This is a genomic window from Serratia sp. BW106 (assembly GCF_002607755.1).
Classification (GTDB): Bacteria; Pseudomonadota; Gammaproteobacteria; order Enterobacterales; family Enterobacteriaceae; genus Serratia; species Serratia proteamaculans.
Genome location: NZ_MCGS01000010.1, coordinates 103,183 through 119,593 on the forward strand (window position 1 = coordinate 103,183; position 16,411 = coordinate 119,593).

General features: G+C 53.2%; 12 protein-coding genes. 6 read left to right on the forward strand and 6 right to left on the reverse strand.

Annotated features, from left to right (window positions below):
- Positions 1–233: 233 nt before the first annotated feature.
- A complete protein-coding gene (locus tag BEI65_RS08280) occupies positions 234–1,133 on the forward strand; it encodes a LysR family transcriptional regulator (RefSeq protein ID WP_099062911.1) in 900 nt (299 codons plus the stop codon).
- Here the strand turns inward: BEI65_RS08280 and BEI65_RS08285 are convergent.
- From BEI65_RS08285 to BEI65_RS08295, 3 genes are all read right to left on the reverse strand, one after another.
- Positions 1,108–1,914, reverse strand: coding sequence for a substrate-binding domain-containing protein (locus BEI65_RS08285; RefSeq protein WP_099062912.1), 807 nt, complete (start codon positions 1,912–1,914; stop codon positions 1,108–1,110). The genes BEI65_RS08280 and BEI65_RS08285 overlap by 26 nt on opposite strands.
- Positions 1,915–1,929: 15 nt before the next feature.
- A complete protein-coding gene (locus tag BEI65_RS08290) occupies positions 1,930–3,225 on the reverse strand; it encodes an MFS transporter (protein WP_099062913.1) in 1,296 nt (431 codons plus the stop codon).
- A 155-nt stretch (positions 3,226–3,380) separates the two neighbouring features.
- Entirely contained in the window at positions 3,381–4,259 is an 879-nt protein-coding gene (locus BEI65_RS08295) for an oxidoreductase (protein WP_369804751.1), read from the reverse strand.
- Positions 4,260–4,763: 504 nt separating this feature from the next.
- On the opposite strand from BEI65_RS08295, the gene BEI65_RS08300 reads away from it, so the two are divergent.
- Complete coding sequence (locus BEI65_RS08300; RefSeq protein ID WP_099062914.1) at positions 4,764–6,563, forward strand: alpha-glucosidase; 1,800 nt, start codon at positions 4,764–4,766, stop codon at positions 6,561–6,563.
- A 201-nt stretch (positions 6,564–6,764) separates the two neighbouring features.
- Here the strand turns inward: BEI65_RS08300 and nifJ are convergent, their stop codons facing one another.
- Positions 6,765–10,298: a pyruvate:ferredoxin (flavodoxin) oxidoreductase gene (gene nifJ, locus BEI65_RS08305; RefSeq protein ID WP_099062915.1), complete on the reverse strand. Its 3,534-nt coding sequence runs from the start codon at positions 10,296–10,298 to the stop codon at positions 6,765–6,767.
- A gap of 251 nt (positions 10,299–10,549) precedes the next feature.
- On the opposite strand from nifJ, the gene BEI65_RS08310 reads away from it, so the two are divergent.
- Both BEI65_RS08310 and BEI65_RS08315 read left to right on the forward strand, forming a co-directional pair.
- Complete coding sequence (locus BEI65_RS08310; RefSeq protein WP_085116991.1) at positions 10,550–10,882, forward strand: SMR family transporter; 333 nt, start codon at positions 10,550–10,552, stop codon at positions 10,880–10,882.
- A gap of 436 nt (positions 10,883–11,318) precedes the next feature.
- Positions 11,319–11,579: a DUF333 domain-containing protein gene (locus BEI65_RS08315; protein WP_099062916.1), complete on the forward strand. Its 261-nt coding sequence runs from the start codon at positions 11,319–11,321 to the stop codon at positions 11,577–11,579.
- Between the two features lie 41 nt (positions 11,580–11,620).
- Here BEI65_RS08315 and hslJ read toward each other — a convergent pair whose 3' ends face one another.
- The gene (gene hslJ, locus BEI65_RS08320; protein WP_099062917.1) at positions 11,621–12,049 is read right to left on the reverse strand and encodes a heat shock protein HslJ; all 429 of its coding nucleotides are present in this window, start codon (positions 12,047–12,049) and stop codon (positions 11,621–11,623) included.
- A 22-nt stretch (positions 12,050–12,071) separates the two neighbouring features.
- Positions 12,072–13,064: a 2-hydroxyacid dehydrogenase gene (locus BEI65_RS08325; protein ID WP_099062918.1), complete on the reverse strand. Its 993-nt coding sequence runs from the start codon at positions 13,062–13,064 to the stop codon at positions 12,072–12,074.
- 537 nt (positions 13,065–13,601) lie between these two features.
- On the opposite strand from BEI65_RS08325, the gene BEI65_RS08330 reads away from it, so the two are divergent.
- Complete coding sequence (locus BEI65_RS08330; RefSeq protein WP_099062919.1) at positions 13,602–16,214, forward strand: YdbH family protein; 2,613 nt, start codon at positions 13,602–13,604, stop codon at positions 16,212–16,214.
- Positions 16,211–16,408, forward strand: coding sequence for a YnbE family lipoprotein (locus tag BEI65_RS08335; RefSeq protein WP_099062920.1), 198 nt, complete (start codon positions 16,211–16,213; stop codon positions 16,406–16,408). Before BEI65_RS08330 ends, BEI65_RS08335 begins: the two co-directional genes overlap by 4 nt.
- The last annotated feature ends 3 nt before the right edge of the window (positions 16,409–16,411 follow it).

The window sequence follows — 16,411 nt, forward strand, 5'->3', positions numbered from 1 at the left end:
TTATTTATTATTGTTTCAGGCAGCATCCATACTGCCCGTATTGCTCCTCTGCGACAACACAGTTCAGGTTTTAGTCGTACTGAAATAGAAATTCCACTCTGCCTGGTTACAGATCCCCCAAGTAGCGCGCCGGTGGCGAATGTCGGTCAGTCTTTAAGGGTTGCCGTTGTCCAATATGCGGCTATCATCTTTTCTTTAAGCCCTCGCTACCCTTGAAAGGATTGTCTGCCGCTATGCCCGTGAATTTCGATCTCAACGATCTTTATGCCTTCCGAGCCCTGGTTGAATACGGTAATTTTCGGCTTGCCGCGGAGTCTATTTGCCTTTCACAGTCAGCACTGAGCCGCAGGATAGAGAAGCTGGAATCCGCGCTGGGTATCAAGTTGTTCGACAGAACGACCCGGCGCGTCACGTTGACACTCTATGGGCAGACTTTCGCTGAGCGTTCAGATCAGCTCCTGGCGAATGTTGAGTTGGTATTAGCGGATATCAATAAGGTCAGCCAGGACCGCGTAGGGCTGGTCACCGTCGCTACGGTGCCCTCGGCGGCCTACTATTTCATGCCCGATGTGATTCGCCGTTTCCAGGCCCGCTATCCACGGGTACGCGTTAAGCTTATCGACAGCAGCGCGGGTAATGTTATTGAAGCGGTTGCCAGTGGTCAGGCTGACTTTGGCATCTGTTTTGCGAGAAACCTGCAATCCAATATCGAATTTCTGCCGTTGGTGGAGGATGTCTACGTGGCTGCCTGCAGGCGCGATCATCCCATCGCCAGTAAAAAAAACCTGACCTGGCGCGAGTTTTATCAGCAGGATTATGTGGGGCTGGATAAGACCTCAGGTAACCGCAATCTGCTGGATAAGATGCTGGAACACATCATTCCTGAGCGCCCCAGTATCTGCGAAACCCGCCATGTGACGACCATGCTGGGCATGGTTGAAGCGGGAGTCGGCATTGCCGCCGTGCCCGCTATGTCGATGCCGACGTCAGAGCATTCAGTGCTGACCCACTTGCCGCTGACTGACCCGGTGGTGAAGCGCACGGTTGGCCTGATCAGGCGCAGTGGGCGCATGCAGTCCTACGTTGCCGCCGAGTTGGAAAAGTTAATCACTGAACAGTATCACGCTGTTTAACCGGCAATTCAGCCTTAACGGATCTCATTCCAGTGGCGCGAATGGTGTTTTTCGCCTCGGCGGAAGACAGAAAGTCCAGTAGCGCTTTGCCTTCCTGGCGATGTTCTGCTTTAGCAGTGACCGCGCCGGCAAAACGAGTAATGTACTGTACATTTTCAGGCAGTTCGCCAATAAAGGTTACGCCCGGCACCGGAAGCAGTTCGCTCACCTGCTGGAAACCTACAGCATATTTCCCTTTCGCTACCTCGGATGCCACCGGAATGCGCTCAATCATATGCGCCTTCTCTTTCATCTGGTCCTCAATACCCAGTTTTTTGAACAGTTGGCTGCTGACATAGCGGCCGCTGGCACTGTCCGAATAAGCGATAGATTTGGCCTGCAGCAGGGTATTGCGCAGGTCCGCCTCCGTTTTGATATTGGGTTTGGGGTCACCTTGTTTGACCACCATACCAATCGAGGAGTCGGCTAACTCCACTCGCGAACCCGGCTGCAGCCAATTATCCTTTTCCAGACTTTTCAGCGCATCACCTACCATAATCACCACATCCGCGTTTTCTCCGCGCGCCAGGCGTGCCGGGATCGCCTGAGGGGTCTTACCCATAGAGGGGCCGGATACCAAAATGATAGTGTCGCCGCTCTTTGCTTCAAATTTTGGCGCCAGTTTTTCCAGCGCGGCTTTGAACCCGCCTGAAATCATGACGGTCACTTCTTTGGCCGAGACTCCCGTGCTGACAGACGAAATCACCAGCGCAGCGAGGAGTGAACGATAAATTTTTTGCATGACGTAATCCCTGATTTAACGTGCGGTTTGTAGTGATAACGGGCTGCGACGGTACAGATAAAGCGTCGCCAGTAATGCACATATTGCAGCAAAGCTCATCCAGTAACCGGGTGAGGCCTTATCGCCGGTGTACTCAATCAGTGCGGTAGAAATAACCGGCGTAAATCCGCCAAAAACAGCGGTTGCCAGACTGTAGGCCAACGAGAAACCGGCAACCCGGACCTCTATCGGCATGATCTCCGTTAACGCCGGGATCATGGCACCGTTGTAAAGGCCGTAGAGGAAGGACAGCCACAACAGCACCGCCAGCATCATGGAAAAGCTGGGGGCTTCAGCAAGCAGGCTAAGCGCCGGATACGCAGTGACCAGGGCCAGCAACGCCATGGTAACCAGGACCGGCTTACGGCCAAAACGGTCCGACAGGGCGCCGCCTACCGGTAGCCAGAGGAAATTGGATATCGCAACCAGCAAGGTCACCAGCAGGCTGTCTGATGCGCTGAGCATCAGCACTTTTTTGCCGAAGGTCGGTGCATATACAGTGATCAGATAAAACGCGGTGGTGGTCATGGCGACCATCAACATGCCGGCGATAACCACCTGCCAGTTTGCTAAAAGGGTTTTAAACACGTCGCGCATCGCCAGGTGGTTGCGGCGGGCGGTGAACTCTTCGGTCTCTTCCAGTTTGCGACGCAGGAAAAAGATGAAAGGAACAATCAGGCAGCCGAACAGGAAAGGCAGACGCCAGCCCCATTCGCGAATGGCGCTTTCTTCCATGACGGCATTCAGTGCGAAGCCCATGGCAGCCGCCACCATAATGGCCACTTGCTGGCTGCCAGATTGCCAACTGGTGTAAAAACCTTTACGGCCCGGCGTGGCAATCTCAGCCAGGTACACGGAAACGCCGCCCAGCTCAGCACCCGCTGAGAAGCCTTGTAATAAACGACCACCCAGCACCAACAACGGTGCCCAGAGCCCGATGGCTTGATAAGAGGGGATGAGGACAATCAGGAAAGTACCCGCGGCCATGATCGACAGGGTCACAATCAGCCCTTTACGTCTGCCGACTTTATCAATGTACGCACCCAGCACGATTGCACCGATAGGACGCATCAAAAAACCCGCGCCAAAGACCGCAAAGGTCATCATCAGCGAGGCAAATTCACTGCTGGCCGGAAAGAATGTATGGGCGATGTAGGTGGCATAAAATCCGAACAGGAAAAAATCAAATTGCTCCAAAAAGTTGCCAGAGGTCACACGCAGTATCGCGCTGGTTCTTGCCCTAATCGTCATGGGTGCGTTAGAGGAATGCATCTTTATCTCCAGTTTGTCATTGACGCTTTTACCGCGTCTGTTGCTGCAGACTGGAGCAGGAAAATGAAGTAAATAAGCGCAATAAACTCATGGGCCGATGCGTTTGGCGCATGAATCCCGGTTAACAATTGGTTGCGACAGGCTGTAACGGGCCATTAACAAGATTGCCTTGTGCAACCTTGTTCGTTACAGGCTAAAAACTTCATGCGCGTTTTGTGACAAGGTTCATATAAGGCGAAGGGGCACAAAATACCGAAATGGAGACAGTCCAGAAGGTCGGCAAGAATGGAGGTACCTAAGTCCGCAGGCGCACGATGAAAACCGTCAACGATCTCTTGCGGAACGTTATCGTTAAGTACCGCACCTTCGGCGCGTGCGACAGTCAGGCATTCATGCAGATAAGCCAGTGCCAGCTTCGTGATATCCCCGCGTGAGAACATCCCCGCACGGCGGTTTGCAAGAACCATCAGACCCGCGACCGCGTTCTGCAATAGTTTGCGCCAGGCGACCGAAAGGAAATCGGATGACAGCTCAACAGTGCAGCGGGTACCGCTGAGTGCATCAGCGACCCGTTTTGCCTGCGGTACATCCGGCAGTGTCAAACGCGGTTTGGCCCGCAGGTAGACAGAATAGTCTGACTCCCGCTGTGCCGGGAACCATACGACCGAAGGCAGTACCGTTGCTCCGTTAACATAGGGTTCCAACAGTGTTTTCTGTTCGACGCCGTTTTGCAGCGCACACACGACGGTGTTTTCATCACATAACGCGGCAAGCCAGCCGGCGCTCTCAACCACCTGGGTAGTTTTCACCGCAACAAAGACCAGATCGAACGGACGGAGCCGGGTTGGCGGCGTGCTCAACACAGGACCTGGAACCACCACTTCACCCTCATCGTGACGTAGAATTAATTGCGGGTGTGCGGTGCGCCCGCAAAGCAGCGGTGTGCGGCCAACTTCGTGCAGTGCAGCGGCGATAGTCGTCCCAATCGCACCGGGACCAATCAGAGCAATAGTAGGGGGGAGGTTACGCATCATCCTGTTCCTGTTAATGAGCTAATGTTCATAACACGATATGCCAGCGTCTTTGCAAAAGATACGTCAGCAGAGAGATAAGTAAAGCAACCCAACAAGTGATGTTCGCGCCATATTGTATTGAGGTGGTTAGTTTACAAAATGCATGTCTCTGAAAAATTAATTTCACGCTAACCATAACTTCGGTTAATTAATGTATAAATGAGGTTATATCGAAATTGTTTTTTATTATAGCGAATTAATGGTTGTTTAATGCGTGTATCGAGTAAAAGCTAACACGATTCAGCTTTGTGTGTCGCTCATGTCCATTTTTGCAGTAAATATCACTTTGTTTTTCCTCTGTCCTTTACCTGTGACCTGTTAGAGAACATAATTTAAAAAATGCCGAATAGAGCAGGTGAGTTCTTTGTCACTAAATGATAGTTAAATTAACGTACATTTCTAAACACCGTGGAGAATATTGGATTGACTATGATTTCATAAGTGAAATATTTGGAGAGTAATGTAATGCCTCGTCATGGATTGAATACCGCTATAGCAATTTTTCTAACCACATCATTATCAGCCTCTTGTCAGCAAGCTTTCGGCACAACACAATCTTTGCCCCATAAGGAAGTCGTTCAACAGTCGGATGCTATCCCTGCATGGTGGAAGGAGGCTGTTTTTTATCAGGTATATCCACGATCCTTCAAAGATACTAATGGTGATGGGATCGGTGATATTAACGGCATCATAGAAAAATTAGACTATCTAAAAACCTTGGGTATTGATGCTATTTGGATCAACCCGCATTATGATTCTCCGAACACGGATAATGGTTACGATATACGTGATTTTCGAAAAATCATGAAAGAATATGGCACGATGGAAGATTTCGACCGTCTGATTGCTGAAATGAAAAAACGTAATATGCGTTTAATGATTGATGTTGTCATCAATCATACAAGCGATCAAAATGAATGGTTTGTTCAGAGTAAAAGCAGTAAGAGTAATCCTTATCGCAATTATTACTTCTGGAAAGATGCCAAAGAAGGTCAGGCACCTAATAATTATCCTTCTTTTTTTGGCGGTTCAGCATGGCAAAAAGATGAAAAAACCAATCAATACTACCTTCACTATTTTGCCAAACAACAGCCGGATCTAAACTGGGATAATCCCAAAGTTCGCCAAGACCTGTACGCTATGTTGCGCTTTTGGTTAGACAAAGGTGTTTCTGGCATGCGCTTTGATACGGTGGCCACCTATTCGAAAATCCCGAGTTTTCCGAATCTTACCCAGCAGCAGTTGACGAATTTTGCTGAGGAATACACCCAGGGCCCTAATATTCATCGTTATATCAACGAAATGAATCGAGAGGTCTTATCCCATTACGACGTGGCGACAGCCGGTGAGATCTTTGGTGTGCCCTTGGACCAATCAATTAAGTTTTTCGACTACCGTCGTAATGAACTGGACATGGCCTTTACCTTTGACCTTGTCAGGCTTGATCGGTACGTTGATGAAAGGTGGCGTCGCAAGGACTGGAGCTTGTCACAATTTCGCCAAACTATCGATAAAGTTGACCACACGGCGGGAGAGTATGGCTGGAATGCCTTCTTCCTGGATAACCACGACAATCCACGCGCGGTATCACACTTCGGCGACGATCGCCCACAATGGCGAGAACACTCAGCTAAGGCGCTTGCAACCCTAATGCTGACTCAGCGAGCCACGCCTTTCATTTACCAGGGTTCAGAGTTGGGTATGACCAATTATCCCTTTAAAACCATTGATGAGTTTGATGATATTGAAGTCAAAGGTTTTTGGCACGACTACGTTGAAAATGGCAAGGTTAAAGCCGATGAGTTCTTGCAAAATGTACGCCTGACCAGCAGAGATAACAGTCGGACACCATTCCAATGGGATACCAGCAAAAATGCGGGATTTACCACAGGAAAACCCTGGTTCAAGGTCAATCCAAACTACGAAGAGATCAATGCTGCCAGTCAAATTAAGAGTCCTGCTTCGGTATTTAACTATTACCGCCAGTTGATCAAAATTCGTCATGATACTCCTGCACTAACCTATGGTGCTTACACCGATCTGGATCCCAAAAATAATACTGTCTATGCCTATACCAGAACCCTCGGTACGGAAAAGTATCTTGTCGTCGTGAATTTCAAACAGCAAAGGGTAAACTACAAATTACCTGAGAATATGTCTATTAACACCACGATTATAGAAAGTGATGCCAGGCATGCTGCGAAAAAAAATGAAACGACACTTAATTTAAATCCATGGCAGGCTGGGATTTATAAACTCAATTAGCCAGTGGAACAGGAAGGGTACCATTTATAAGAGTACCCTTTTTTTACAACATCGTTAATCGATACGCGTTTCATCATTGTGTCCTAAGAGAGAATGCGGCGCAATGGCAGGGGAAGGCGAGCTATGTACGAGGGGCGGTAAAAGAGGCGCAGCGGCAAAGCTGGCTGGAAGTGGGGCGCGAACCGGTCGCGCCCAGATGAGTTACTCGGCGGAGGTTTTTTCCCCTTTACCGGCCAGCAGGCTGAGGAAGTCGTACTTCTCCTTCAGCTCTTTCTCTGCGGCCTGATACAGCGCGCTGGCAACTTCCGGCTGCTGTGAGTTCAGGCGACGGAAGCGCTGTTCTTTCAGCAGCGTTTCGGTCAGGTTGCTGTTTGGCGGTCGGGAGTCCAACGCCAATGCCGGTTTGCCTTCATCAGCGCGGCGCGGATCGAAGCGGTACAACGGCCAGAAACCAGTAGCGGTCAACTGCTTCATCTGGTCGTGGCTGAGCGCCAGATCGTAACCGTGTTCTTCACAGGGGCTGTAGGCGATAATCAGTGACGGGCCCGGATAGGCCTCGGCTTCCTGGATCGCTTTCACCGTCTGATTGAGCTGCGCGCCCAGCGAGATCTGCGCCACATACACATGGCCGTACATCATCATGCTGACGCCCAGATCCTTACGCGCCTTGCGCTTGCCGTGCTCACCGAACTTGGTGACTGCACCCAGCGGAGTGGCTTTCGACTGTTGGCCACCGGTGTTGGAGTAGCATTGGGTATCCAGTACCAGCACGTTGACGTTCTCGGTCAGGCTGAGGACGTGATCCAACCCACCAAACCCGATGTCGTAAGCCCAGCCGTCACCCCCAATCAGCCAGATGGATTTATCCACCAGATAATCGGCGTCGGTCGCCAGTTGGCGAGCGTCGTTACCTTCGATCTGCGCCAGCAGGCTGCGCAGTTCCGCGATCTGTTTGCGGCGAGGTTCCGGCGCGATCTCCTCCATCTGCAGAGCATTAACCAGCTGTGCCGGCAACTGCGGTGCCAGGGTATTCAGTAGGCGTAATACGCGGCTGCGGTGCTGGTCGACCGTCACGCGGAAGCCCAGGCCGAATTCGGCGTTGTCCTCAAACAGCGAGTTGGCCCAGGCCGGTCCACGCCCTTCGGCATTGGTGGTGTAAGGCGTGGTGGGCAGGTTACCGCCGTAAATGGATGAGCAGCCGGTGGCGTTGGCAATCAGTAACCGGTCGCCATAAAGCTGGGTCAGCAGCTTGATGTACGGCGTTTCGCCGCAGCCGGAGCAGGCACCGGAGTATTCGAATAACGGTGAGATCAACTGCGAGGTACGAATGTCGATCCGCTCGATCTGTGCCGGATCAATCTCCGGCAGTTGCAGGAAGAAGTCGTAGTGTTCCTTTTCCACTGCCAGATGATCCAGCCGTGGTGCCATGTTGATCGCCTTGATGTCCGGGTTCTGGCGGTCTTTCGCCGGGCACACCTCAACGCACAGGTTGCAGCCGGTACAGTCTTCCGGCGCTACCTGCAGGACGTATTTCTGGCCGCGCATATCTCGCGCCTTAACATCCAGCGACTGCAGCGAGGCAGGGGCGTGCTCCATGGCCTCCGGCTGCACCACTTTGGCGCGAATGGCGGAGTGCGGACAGGCGGCAACGCAGTGGTTGCACTGGGTGCACAGGTCCGGCTGCCAGATTGGGATCGCTTCGGCGATATTGCGTTTCTCCCACTGGGTGGTGCCCACCGGCCAGGTGCCGTCCGGCGGGAAGGCCGATACCGGCAGTGCATCACCCAGTCCGGCCAGCATCGCGGCAGTGACGGTTTTGACAAAGTCGGGGGCAGCATCGGAAACCACCGGCGGCCGCATTGGGCTGCTGTCGTTAACCGGCTGCAGCGGGATCTCAATCAGCGCCTCTAGCGTGGCGGCCAGCGCCTGCCAGTTGCGCTCGACGATATCCTGGCCTTTGCTGCTGTAACTGCGGGCAATGGCGTCCTGCAACTGTTGCAACGCTACATCGCCCGGCAGAATTTGGGTCAGGTGGAAAAACGCCATCTGCATCACGGTATTGATGCGCGCACCGAGCCGACATTCACGCGCCAGTTTTGCGGCGTTGATGATGTAGAAACGTGCCTGACGTTGTAGCAGCACGGCCTGCACTTCTTGTGGCAGTCGCGACCACGCCTCTTCGGCACCGTACGGCGTGTTGAGCAGGAAGATACCGCCGGGTTTCAGGCGTTCTGCCATCTGGTAGGTATCGATAAACTGCAACTGATGGCAGCCGACAAAATCGGCGCGGCTGACCAGATAGGCCGAGTTAATCGGCTGCTCGCTGACGCGCAGATGCGACACCGTCAGGCCACCGGCCTTTTTCGAGTCGTAGACAAAATAGCCCTGAGCGTACAGTGGCGTACTGTTGCCGATGATTTTGATGTTGTTCTTGGTGGCGGAAACCGAACCGTCGCTGCCCAGGCCGTAGAACAACGCTTCCAGCGAGGCGCGCGGCGGCAGGGTTTCTTCGCTGAGCGGCAGAGAAAGGCCGGTCACATCGTCAAAAATACCGACGGTAAAGCGCGGGCGCGGTTTGTCCAGCGTCAGTTCGTTAAACACTGCCAGCGCACAGTCTGGCCCGAACTCTTTCGAGGACAGCCCATAGCGACCACCGATCACCATCGGCATGCTGGTGCGCTCGCCACGGCTGAAGGCTTCGGCCAGTGCGGTCATCACGTCCAGATACAAGGGTTCGGCCAGCGCTCCCGGCTCTTTGGTGCGGTCCAGCACGGCGATTTTCTTGGCGCTCTCCGGCAGCATGTTGAGCAGGTATTGTGCGGAGAATGGCCGGAACAGTCGCACTTTCAGTACGCCGACTTTTTCGCCACGGGTTAGCAGGGCATCGATCGCTTCTTCGCAGGTACCGATAGCGGAACCCATCAGGATCACCACGCGCTCGGCCTGCGGATGACCGTAATATTCGAAAGGCTGATAGGCCCGGCCGGTGATCTGGGCAAATTTGTCCATCGCATCAATCACGTGCCGGCTGGCCGCGTCGTACCAGGGATTGGTCGCTTCACGTGACTGGAAATAGGTGTCCGGGTTGGCGGAGGTGCCGCGCACCACCGGATGGTCTGGCGACAGCGCGCGGCTGCGGTGCGCATCAATCGCCTCCTGCGGCAGCATCTGGCGCAGGGTATCGTCGCTCAGCGGTACGATTTTGTTGATTTCATGCGAGGTGCGGAAGCCATCAAAAAAGTGAATAAACGGCAGGCGACTGTTGAGGCTCGCCGTTTGAGAAATCAATGCAAAGTCCTGCGCTTCCTGCACGTTACTGGCGCACAGCATGGCACAACCGGTCTGGCGTACCGCCATCACATCGGAATGATCGCCGAAAATCGACAGCGCATGGGTGGCGATGGTGCGTGCGGCAACGTGCAGGACAAACGGCGTCAGTTCACCGGCCAGTTTGTACAGCGTCGGGATCATCAGCAGCAGGCCCTGCGATGAGGTAAACGAGGTCGACAACGCGCCGGTCTGCAACGCACCGTGCACTGTGGCAATCGCTCCGCCTTCCGACTGCATTTCTACCACTCGCGGTACGTCTCCCCAGATGTTTTGACGTCCGTCGCCGGACCAGGCATCCGCCTGTTCTGCCATGGTCGAACTGGGAGTGATCGGGTAGATGGCAATCACTTCGCTGGCGCGATAGGCGACGGAAGCGACTGCATTATTACCATCTGTAGTAATCATTCGACTTTACCTTTCATTGCTCAAAAAGCTGCAAAAGTCACCTCTCGCAGTAATTAACAAAGTCTAGCAGAGGGATATATTGGCCCTTTATCGCGTTTGTGTGGCGGAGCAAAAATCGACAAAAATTGCTGTAAGCTGATATTTCCTGAATTAAAACTGCGCGATGACGAAGAATTGTTGCGGTTGTTTAACGACAATTTATTTCCGGCACGTCATACTGTTGAACAGGTGAACTTAGAGAAGAAAAAACGATGAGCGGATTTATGTATTTGACCATGGCGATTGTGGCGGAAGTCATCGCCACCACCATGCTGAAAGCCTCTGAAGGCTTTACCCGTCTGTGGCCGTCACTGGTGGTGGTGGTCGGTTACGCGGTTGCTTTTTGGGGGCTGTCGATGGTGGTGAAAACCATGCCATTGGGCATTGTCTATGCAATCTGGTCGGGCATGGGGATTGTTCTGGTATCGATAGCGGCGGTATTTGTTTATCAGCAAAAGCTGGATCTACCGGCGGTGTTTGGCATGGGGTTAATTATTGCCGGTGTACTGGTGATTAATTTACTGTCGAAAACGGCGGCGCACTAATTGTTATTTTAAGGTAAATATAGCCAGCGTGACATTCAGTGACGCTGGCTGAAGGTCTCAGTAATAATAACTGAAAATAATGAATTAGTTATATCAACCCAGTAACAAAACAGGCGCTGTTTTGTTACTGTTGTTTGACCATTCCCAGTCCGTCTTACTGCCCCCCCAATCTCTCCGTCAAACCGGCACAGCTCCCTTCGCTCAGACCGCTCTGTGGCTGTCCAGGCACGCGGGTGACCCCCCAGGGAACCCTAATAAAGATCACAGTGCTCAAATAAACGCCAAATAATTGCAGGAATATATTTTCATTATTTATATATCAGGCTAGATTAAACAGGTTTGCATCAAAGATAACAAAACGCGTCCGCATAAAGTGATGCGAGTTATCAGCAATGGCGATTTTACACAGCGTAGTTCCGGGTTCAGGAGTGGAATAATGACGACATCAAAATGGTTGCTGGCCAGCGCCGTACTGCTTTTGGCCGCATGCAGCAGCAAGAATGAAGAGCCAGTGCAGCAGGGCAACAGTGCCAGAATCAATACCTTACAGACCAGCGCGAACTGCGCCAGCGTGGGCGGCACCACAACCGTGGCCCACAATTTAAACGGTGAGGCTGTAAGAATGTGCCAGATGCCGAACGGCAAGCAGTGTGAAGAATGGACCCTGGGTCAGGGAGCCTGCTCAACCGCCGGGTAAGCCGAAAGGAACACCAGGCCATCAGGCCTGGTGAACAGGGATCACTGCACCCAGTCTCGCTGGGTATAGACCAGGACGTGGCCGCTGCCGCTCAGCGTTAACTGTTGAGCGCTGAGGGCGACTGTTGCCCCTTTAGCCAGTACGTCGCCAATCACCCAGTCCCACTGGTTGAGTTGCGGGTCAGAGCAGGCCATGCGGGTAGAAGCCAGCCCCGGCACCGTCAACACGCCATCCTGCAATTGGCCGCTACCGAAGAAGCGGTTACACATGGCACCGGAAATATGCATTTTCTCACCGAACTCAAGGTTGGGTCCGTTACCGGGACGCGACTTCACCGCCACGCCGTCGACGCTTTTCAGCGCAAAATTATGATGCAACAGGTCACTTTCTGTCACCGTTTTACCGTTCTGGCTCATTCCGCACCCCGCTAACAGCAGCGCCGTTAACGCCACTGAGATGGACTTCTTCATATTTTCTTCCTTGTTAAAATCATCAGGCATTGAGCTGATTAGGGCAGTTCTCACCGCGATCCAATTGATTAATGTTTTTCAACGTGGTTTCCGAGATGCTGGTCAGCGCCTCTTCGGTCAGGAAAGCCTGATGACCGGTAAACAACACGTTATGGCAGGCTGACAGGCGACGGAAGATATCGTCCTGGATCACGTCATTGGATTTGTCTTCGAAGAACAGGTCGCGCTCATTCTCATACACGTCCATCCCCAGTGCGCCGATTTTCTGCTGCTTCAGGGCGTCAATGGCTGCCGAGGAGTCAATCAGAGCGCCGCGGCTAGTGTTGATGATCATCACACCGTCTTTCATCACCGCAAAAGCGTCGCTGTCCAGCAGGTGATGGTTTTCCGGCGTCAGCGGGCAGTGCAGGGTGATTACGTCGGACTGGGCGTACAGCGTTTTCAGATCGACATATTCAGCGCCCAGCTCCAGTGCTTGCTCGCTTGGGTACGGATCATAAGCCAATAGCTTCATGCCGAACCCTTTCAGGATCCGCATGGTGGCGATACCAATTTTACCGGTGCCAATCACCCCGGCGGTGCGGTTATGCATGTTGAAGCCGATCAGCCCTTCGAGCGAAAAATTGGCATCGCGGGTGCGTTGATAGGCGCGGTGAATACGGCGGTTAAGGCACATCATCATACCCACGGCGTGTTCAGCAACCGCTTCCGGCGAGTAGGCCGGCACGCGGACGACCTTGATGCCCAATTCTTTAGCGGCATCCAAATCCACATTATTGAAACCGGCGCAGCGCAGGGCCAGTATTTCGACGCCCAATGCCGCCAGCTCTTCAAGGACTTCACGGCTGCCGTCGTCATTGACGAAGATGCAGATCGCTTTGCAACCGGCGGCGTTTTTGGCGGTTTTTTTACTGAGCAGGAAGTCGAAGAACTCCAGCTCGTAGCCAAACTGCTGATTCACCAGTTCGAGATATTTACGGTCATATTGTTTAGTGCTGTATATCGCCAGTTTCATCGTGGTTTCTCCAGCTTGATTTTGTGATCAACTTAACAGATTTTAGTAAATTCTACAATTGGTTAGCCCATTACGGTAACGCTAAAAACGGGTAAGCGTTATCAATAGCGGCGGTATTAATTAAGGGTAGTTGGCGACGCTGGAGCATGACGGATATTCGTGGCGAATACGGGGTGAAATAACTTCGTTGGCCTGAGCCAAAAAAAATCCCCACGGGGGTGTGGGGAATGGCTTCTCTAGTACAGTTAGCTGGTTGCTGACTTTTGTTAGAATGCTTGCAAGACTATTAATGATCAAATCTAACGACAATAACAAAAGTCTGAAACAGGTCATATTCATGTGATGAATATGTAACTAAAACTTACAGCACCCGCATCAATGGCTATAAAAGCCCCTGTACGGGGCATCTTCTTCGGTCTCGGCTTCACCCTATGTCAAATTCATGCCATCATTATTGCCAATTCAGGCATAGACTTAGCCTAAAGGGTCTTTGGCCCGGGCAAAGGGCGGCTAACTCAGGAATGAAACAATCATTTAATGACTAAGCGATTGAAAGTATTCATAGGGATTGTGGTAAGTATGCTGATCCTGCTGCTGGCGCTGTGGCAAACTCTGCCGCGCTGGCTGCCGCGTGTGCTCTCACACTGGTTGCCGCAGGGCAGTCAGTTGGTTTTGCAGGGCAAACTACAGTGGCGGCAGGGAGCCTTGCAGTTGGATGGCGCCCGCTTTTTAGCCCAGGATTGTTTACTTGCCGCCGTCGGCCCAACCCGATTGGCTTATCAGCAGGGCCGCTGGCAACTCGTCAGCGACAAGCTGAACGTCGATAGCGCCTGTTTATCAAAATTGCCCGCCGGTGACGCCAACAGTGCGCCTCTGGCGCTAGACCAATTGCAAAAGCAACTGCCACTGCTGGATATCACCATCAAGGATCTCTCGGTGCTGCCATGGCAGTACTACGCCGGCAAACTGCAGGTACATGCCACCGCAGAAGGCCAGCGTCTGCAGTATCAGGGCCCTAACATCAGCGTTGACGCGCTGTTGGATCCCCATCAGCAACTGACTCTGAACAGCCTGAGGCTCAAGGCGCCAAACAGCCCACAGCCGCTGCATCTGACCGGCAAGATAGCCATTCCGCTGGATTTGGACAGTATGCCGACGCAAGGAGCACTGCAGGGCGAAATACAGACCGCTTACCTCGAAAAACCTTTGCTGCTGGACATGCGCTGGCAGCAGCAGCAGGGGGTGCTGACACTGACGGAAAAGGGAGCCGATAAACCGCTGGCGAGCTTGCCGTGGGAAATCAACCCGCAGCAGGTCAGTATTAAACAGGGGGAGTGGCGATGGCCATACAGCCAGCAACCGCTTAACGGTGGCCTGAGCATTGCGCTGCATAACTGGAGCAAAGGCTTTGATGAAACCCAGATCAGCGCTCGTTTAAACGTCATTACCGACGGTCATAACGGCAAAGGCAACGCGGTATTGACGTTGGGGCCGGGTAAGGTCGGGTTGATTGACAGCGATTTACGCTTCCAACTGACCGGTCAGGCAAATCTGGCCGACTTTTCAATGACCGCCTCCATTCCCGGCATCCTCAGCGGCACCATTCTTAACCCGACGCTGGTATTGCAGTCAGGTTCACTACTGCGGTTGTGGGGCAACGCCACGCCGGAAATGAAACTGGAAGAGGCGCGGTTGCCGCTGGCCGGTGTGAAAGTCACTGCCGCCGGTATCACCGGCCGGCTGCAGGCGATCATTAACGCCAGTGACAGCTACTGGGGCCGCTTTAAGCTGCATCTGGACGGTAAGGCACAGGACTTTTGGCCGGACCATGGCAACTGGCAATGGCGCTACTGGGGTAACGGTCAGTTGCCACCGCTGCAGGCCGCCTGGGATGTCGCCGGCAGCGGCAGTTGGCAGGATACCACCCTGGTACTGGATCGCCTTTCTACCGGTTTCGATCAGTTGAAATACAGCATGGTGACGGTGGATGCGCCGCGGCTCAGCCTCAGCCAACCGCTGCGTTGGCAGCGTGACCCGCAGGCACCGGCGTTGAATGGTGAACTGCAACTGGTCTCGGGCAAGGTCAGCTTCACCAACGGCGGTTACCTGCCAGCCCCGGTGCTGGCGCTGCAGCTCAAGGGCAAGACGCCGGACAGCTTCCAGTTACAAGGCAAGCTGCAGGCGGAACAGATAGGGCCGATAGCTCTGCGGGGACGCTGGGACGGTGAGCGGTTACGTGGAGAGGGCTGGTGGCCGAAACAATCGCTGAAAGTGTTCCAACCGCTGATCTCGCCGGATCTGAATATCAAACTGCGTGACGGCGAGTTTTATGCCCAGTCCGCGTTCTCCGCCGCCCGGGTTCAGGGCTTTGAGGCTGGTGGGCACTGGGTGGTGAAAAATGGCGGCATGTGGCTGAAAGACGGTGAGATGAGCGGCCTGGACTTTGTGATGTCCTACCGACTGAAAAATCATCTGTGGCAACTTGGTGCCAAGCAACCGGTGACGTTACGTATCAAGTCGTTCAGCAACCTGTTCGAAATGCAGAATATTAGCGCCGATCTTCAAGGTACCTATCCTTACAGCGAGCAGGCTCCGCTGACGCTGAGCAACGTCGGGGTGGACGCGCTGAATGGCCGTATCAGCCTGTCAGCGCTGCGCATGCCGCAGCACGATGCTGCGGTACTGAAACTGGATAAGGTCGATCTCAGCGCCTTGTTTACCGCGCTGAAACCCAAACAGTTTGCCATGTCCGGGCGGGTGGACGGTGAGCTGCCGTTGTACCTGAATCACCCCAAATGGCTGGTGCACAACGGGTGGATCGCCAACGCCGGCATGCTGACTCTGCGGTTGGACAAGGACATGGCCGATGCTATCGGCAGTAATAATCTGGCGACCGGCGCGGCAATCGACTGGCTGCGCTATATGGAGATTAACCGCTCCAAGGCCAGGGTCGATTTGGACAATCTCGGTGAACTGACGCTGAAGGCGCGTATCGACGGGGTCAACCCGCAAAAAAGTGCCAAACGAGAGGTTATCCTGAACTATAGCCATCAGGAAAACGTGTTTCAGCTGTGGCGCAGTCTGCGCTTTGGCGACAATTTACAGGAGTGGCTGGAACAGGCCCTCTCAAAACCTGGGGAACAACCATGAAAATCATTAGCGGGCCATTGCTGCTCGCCGTGCTGGGCACCTCTATGCTGAGTGGCTGCGTGCCGCGTATTGAGGTCGCGACGCCTAAAGATCCGATCACCATCAACATGAACGTGAAGATCGAACATGAAATTCACATCAAGGTGGATAAGGACGTTGATAATCTGCTGAAAACCCAAAGCGGCCTTTTCTAGGAG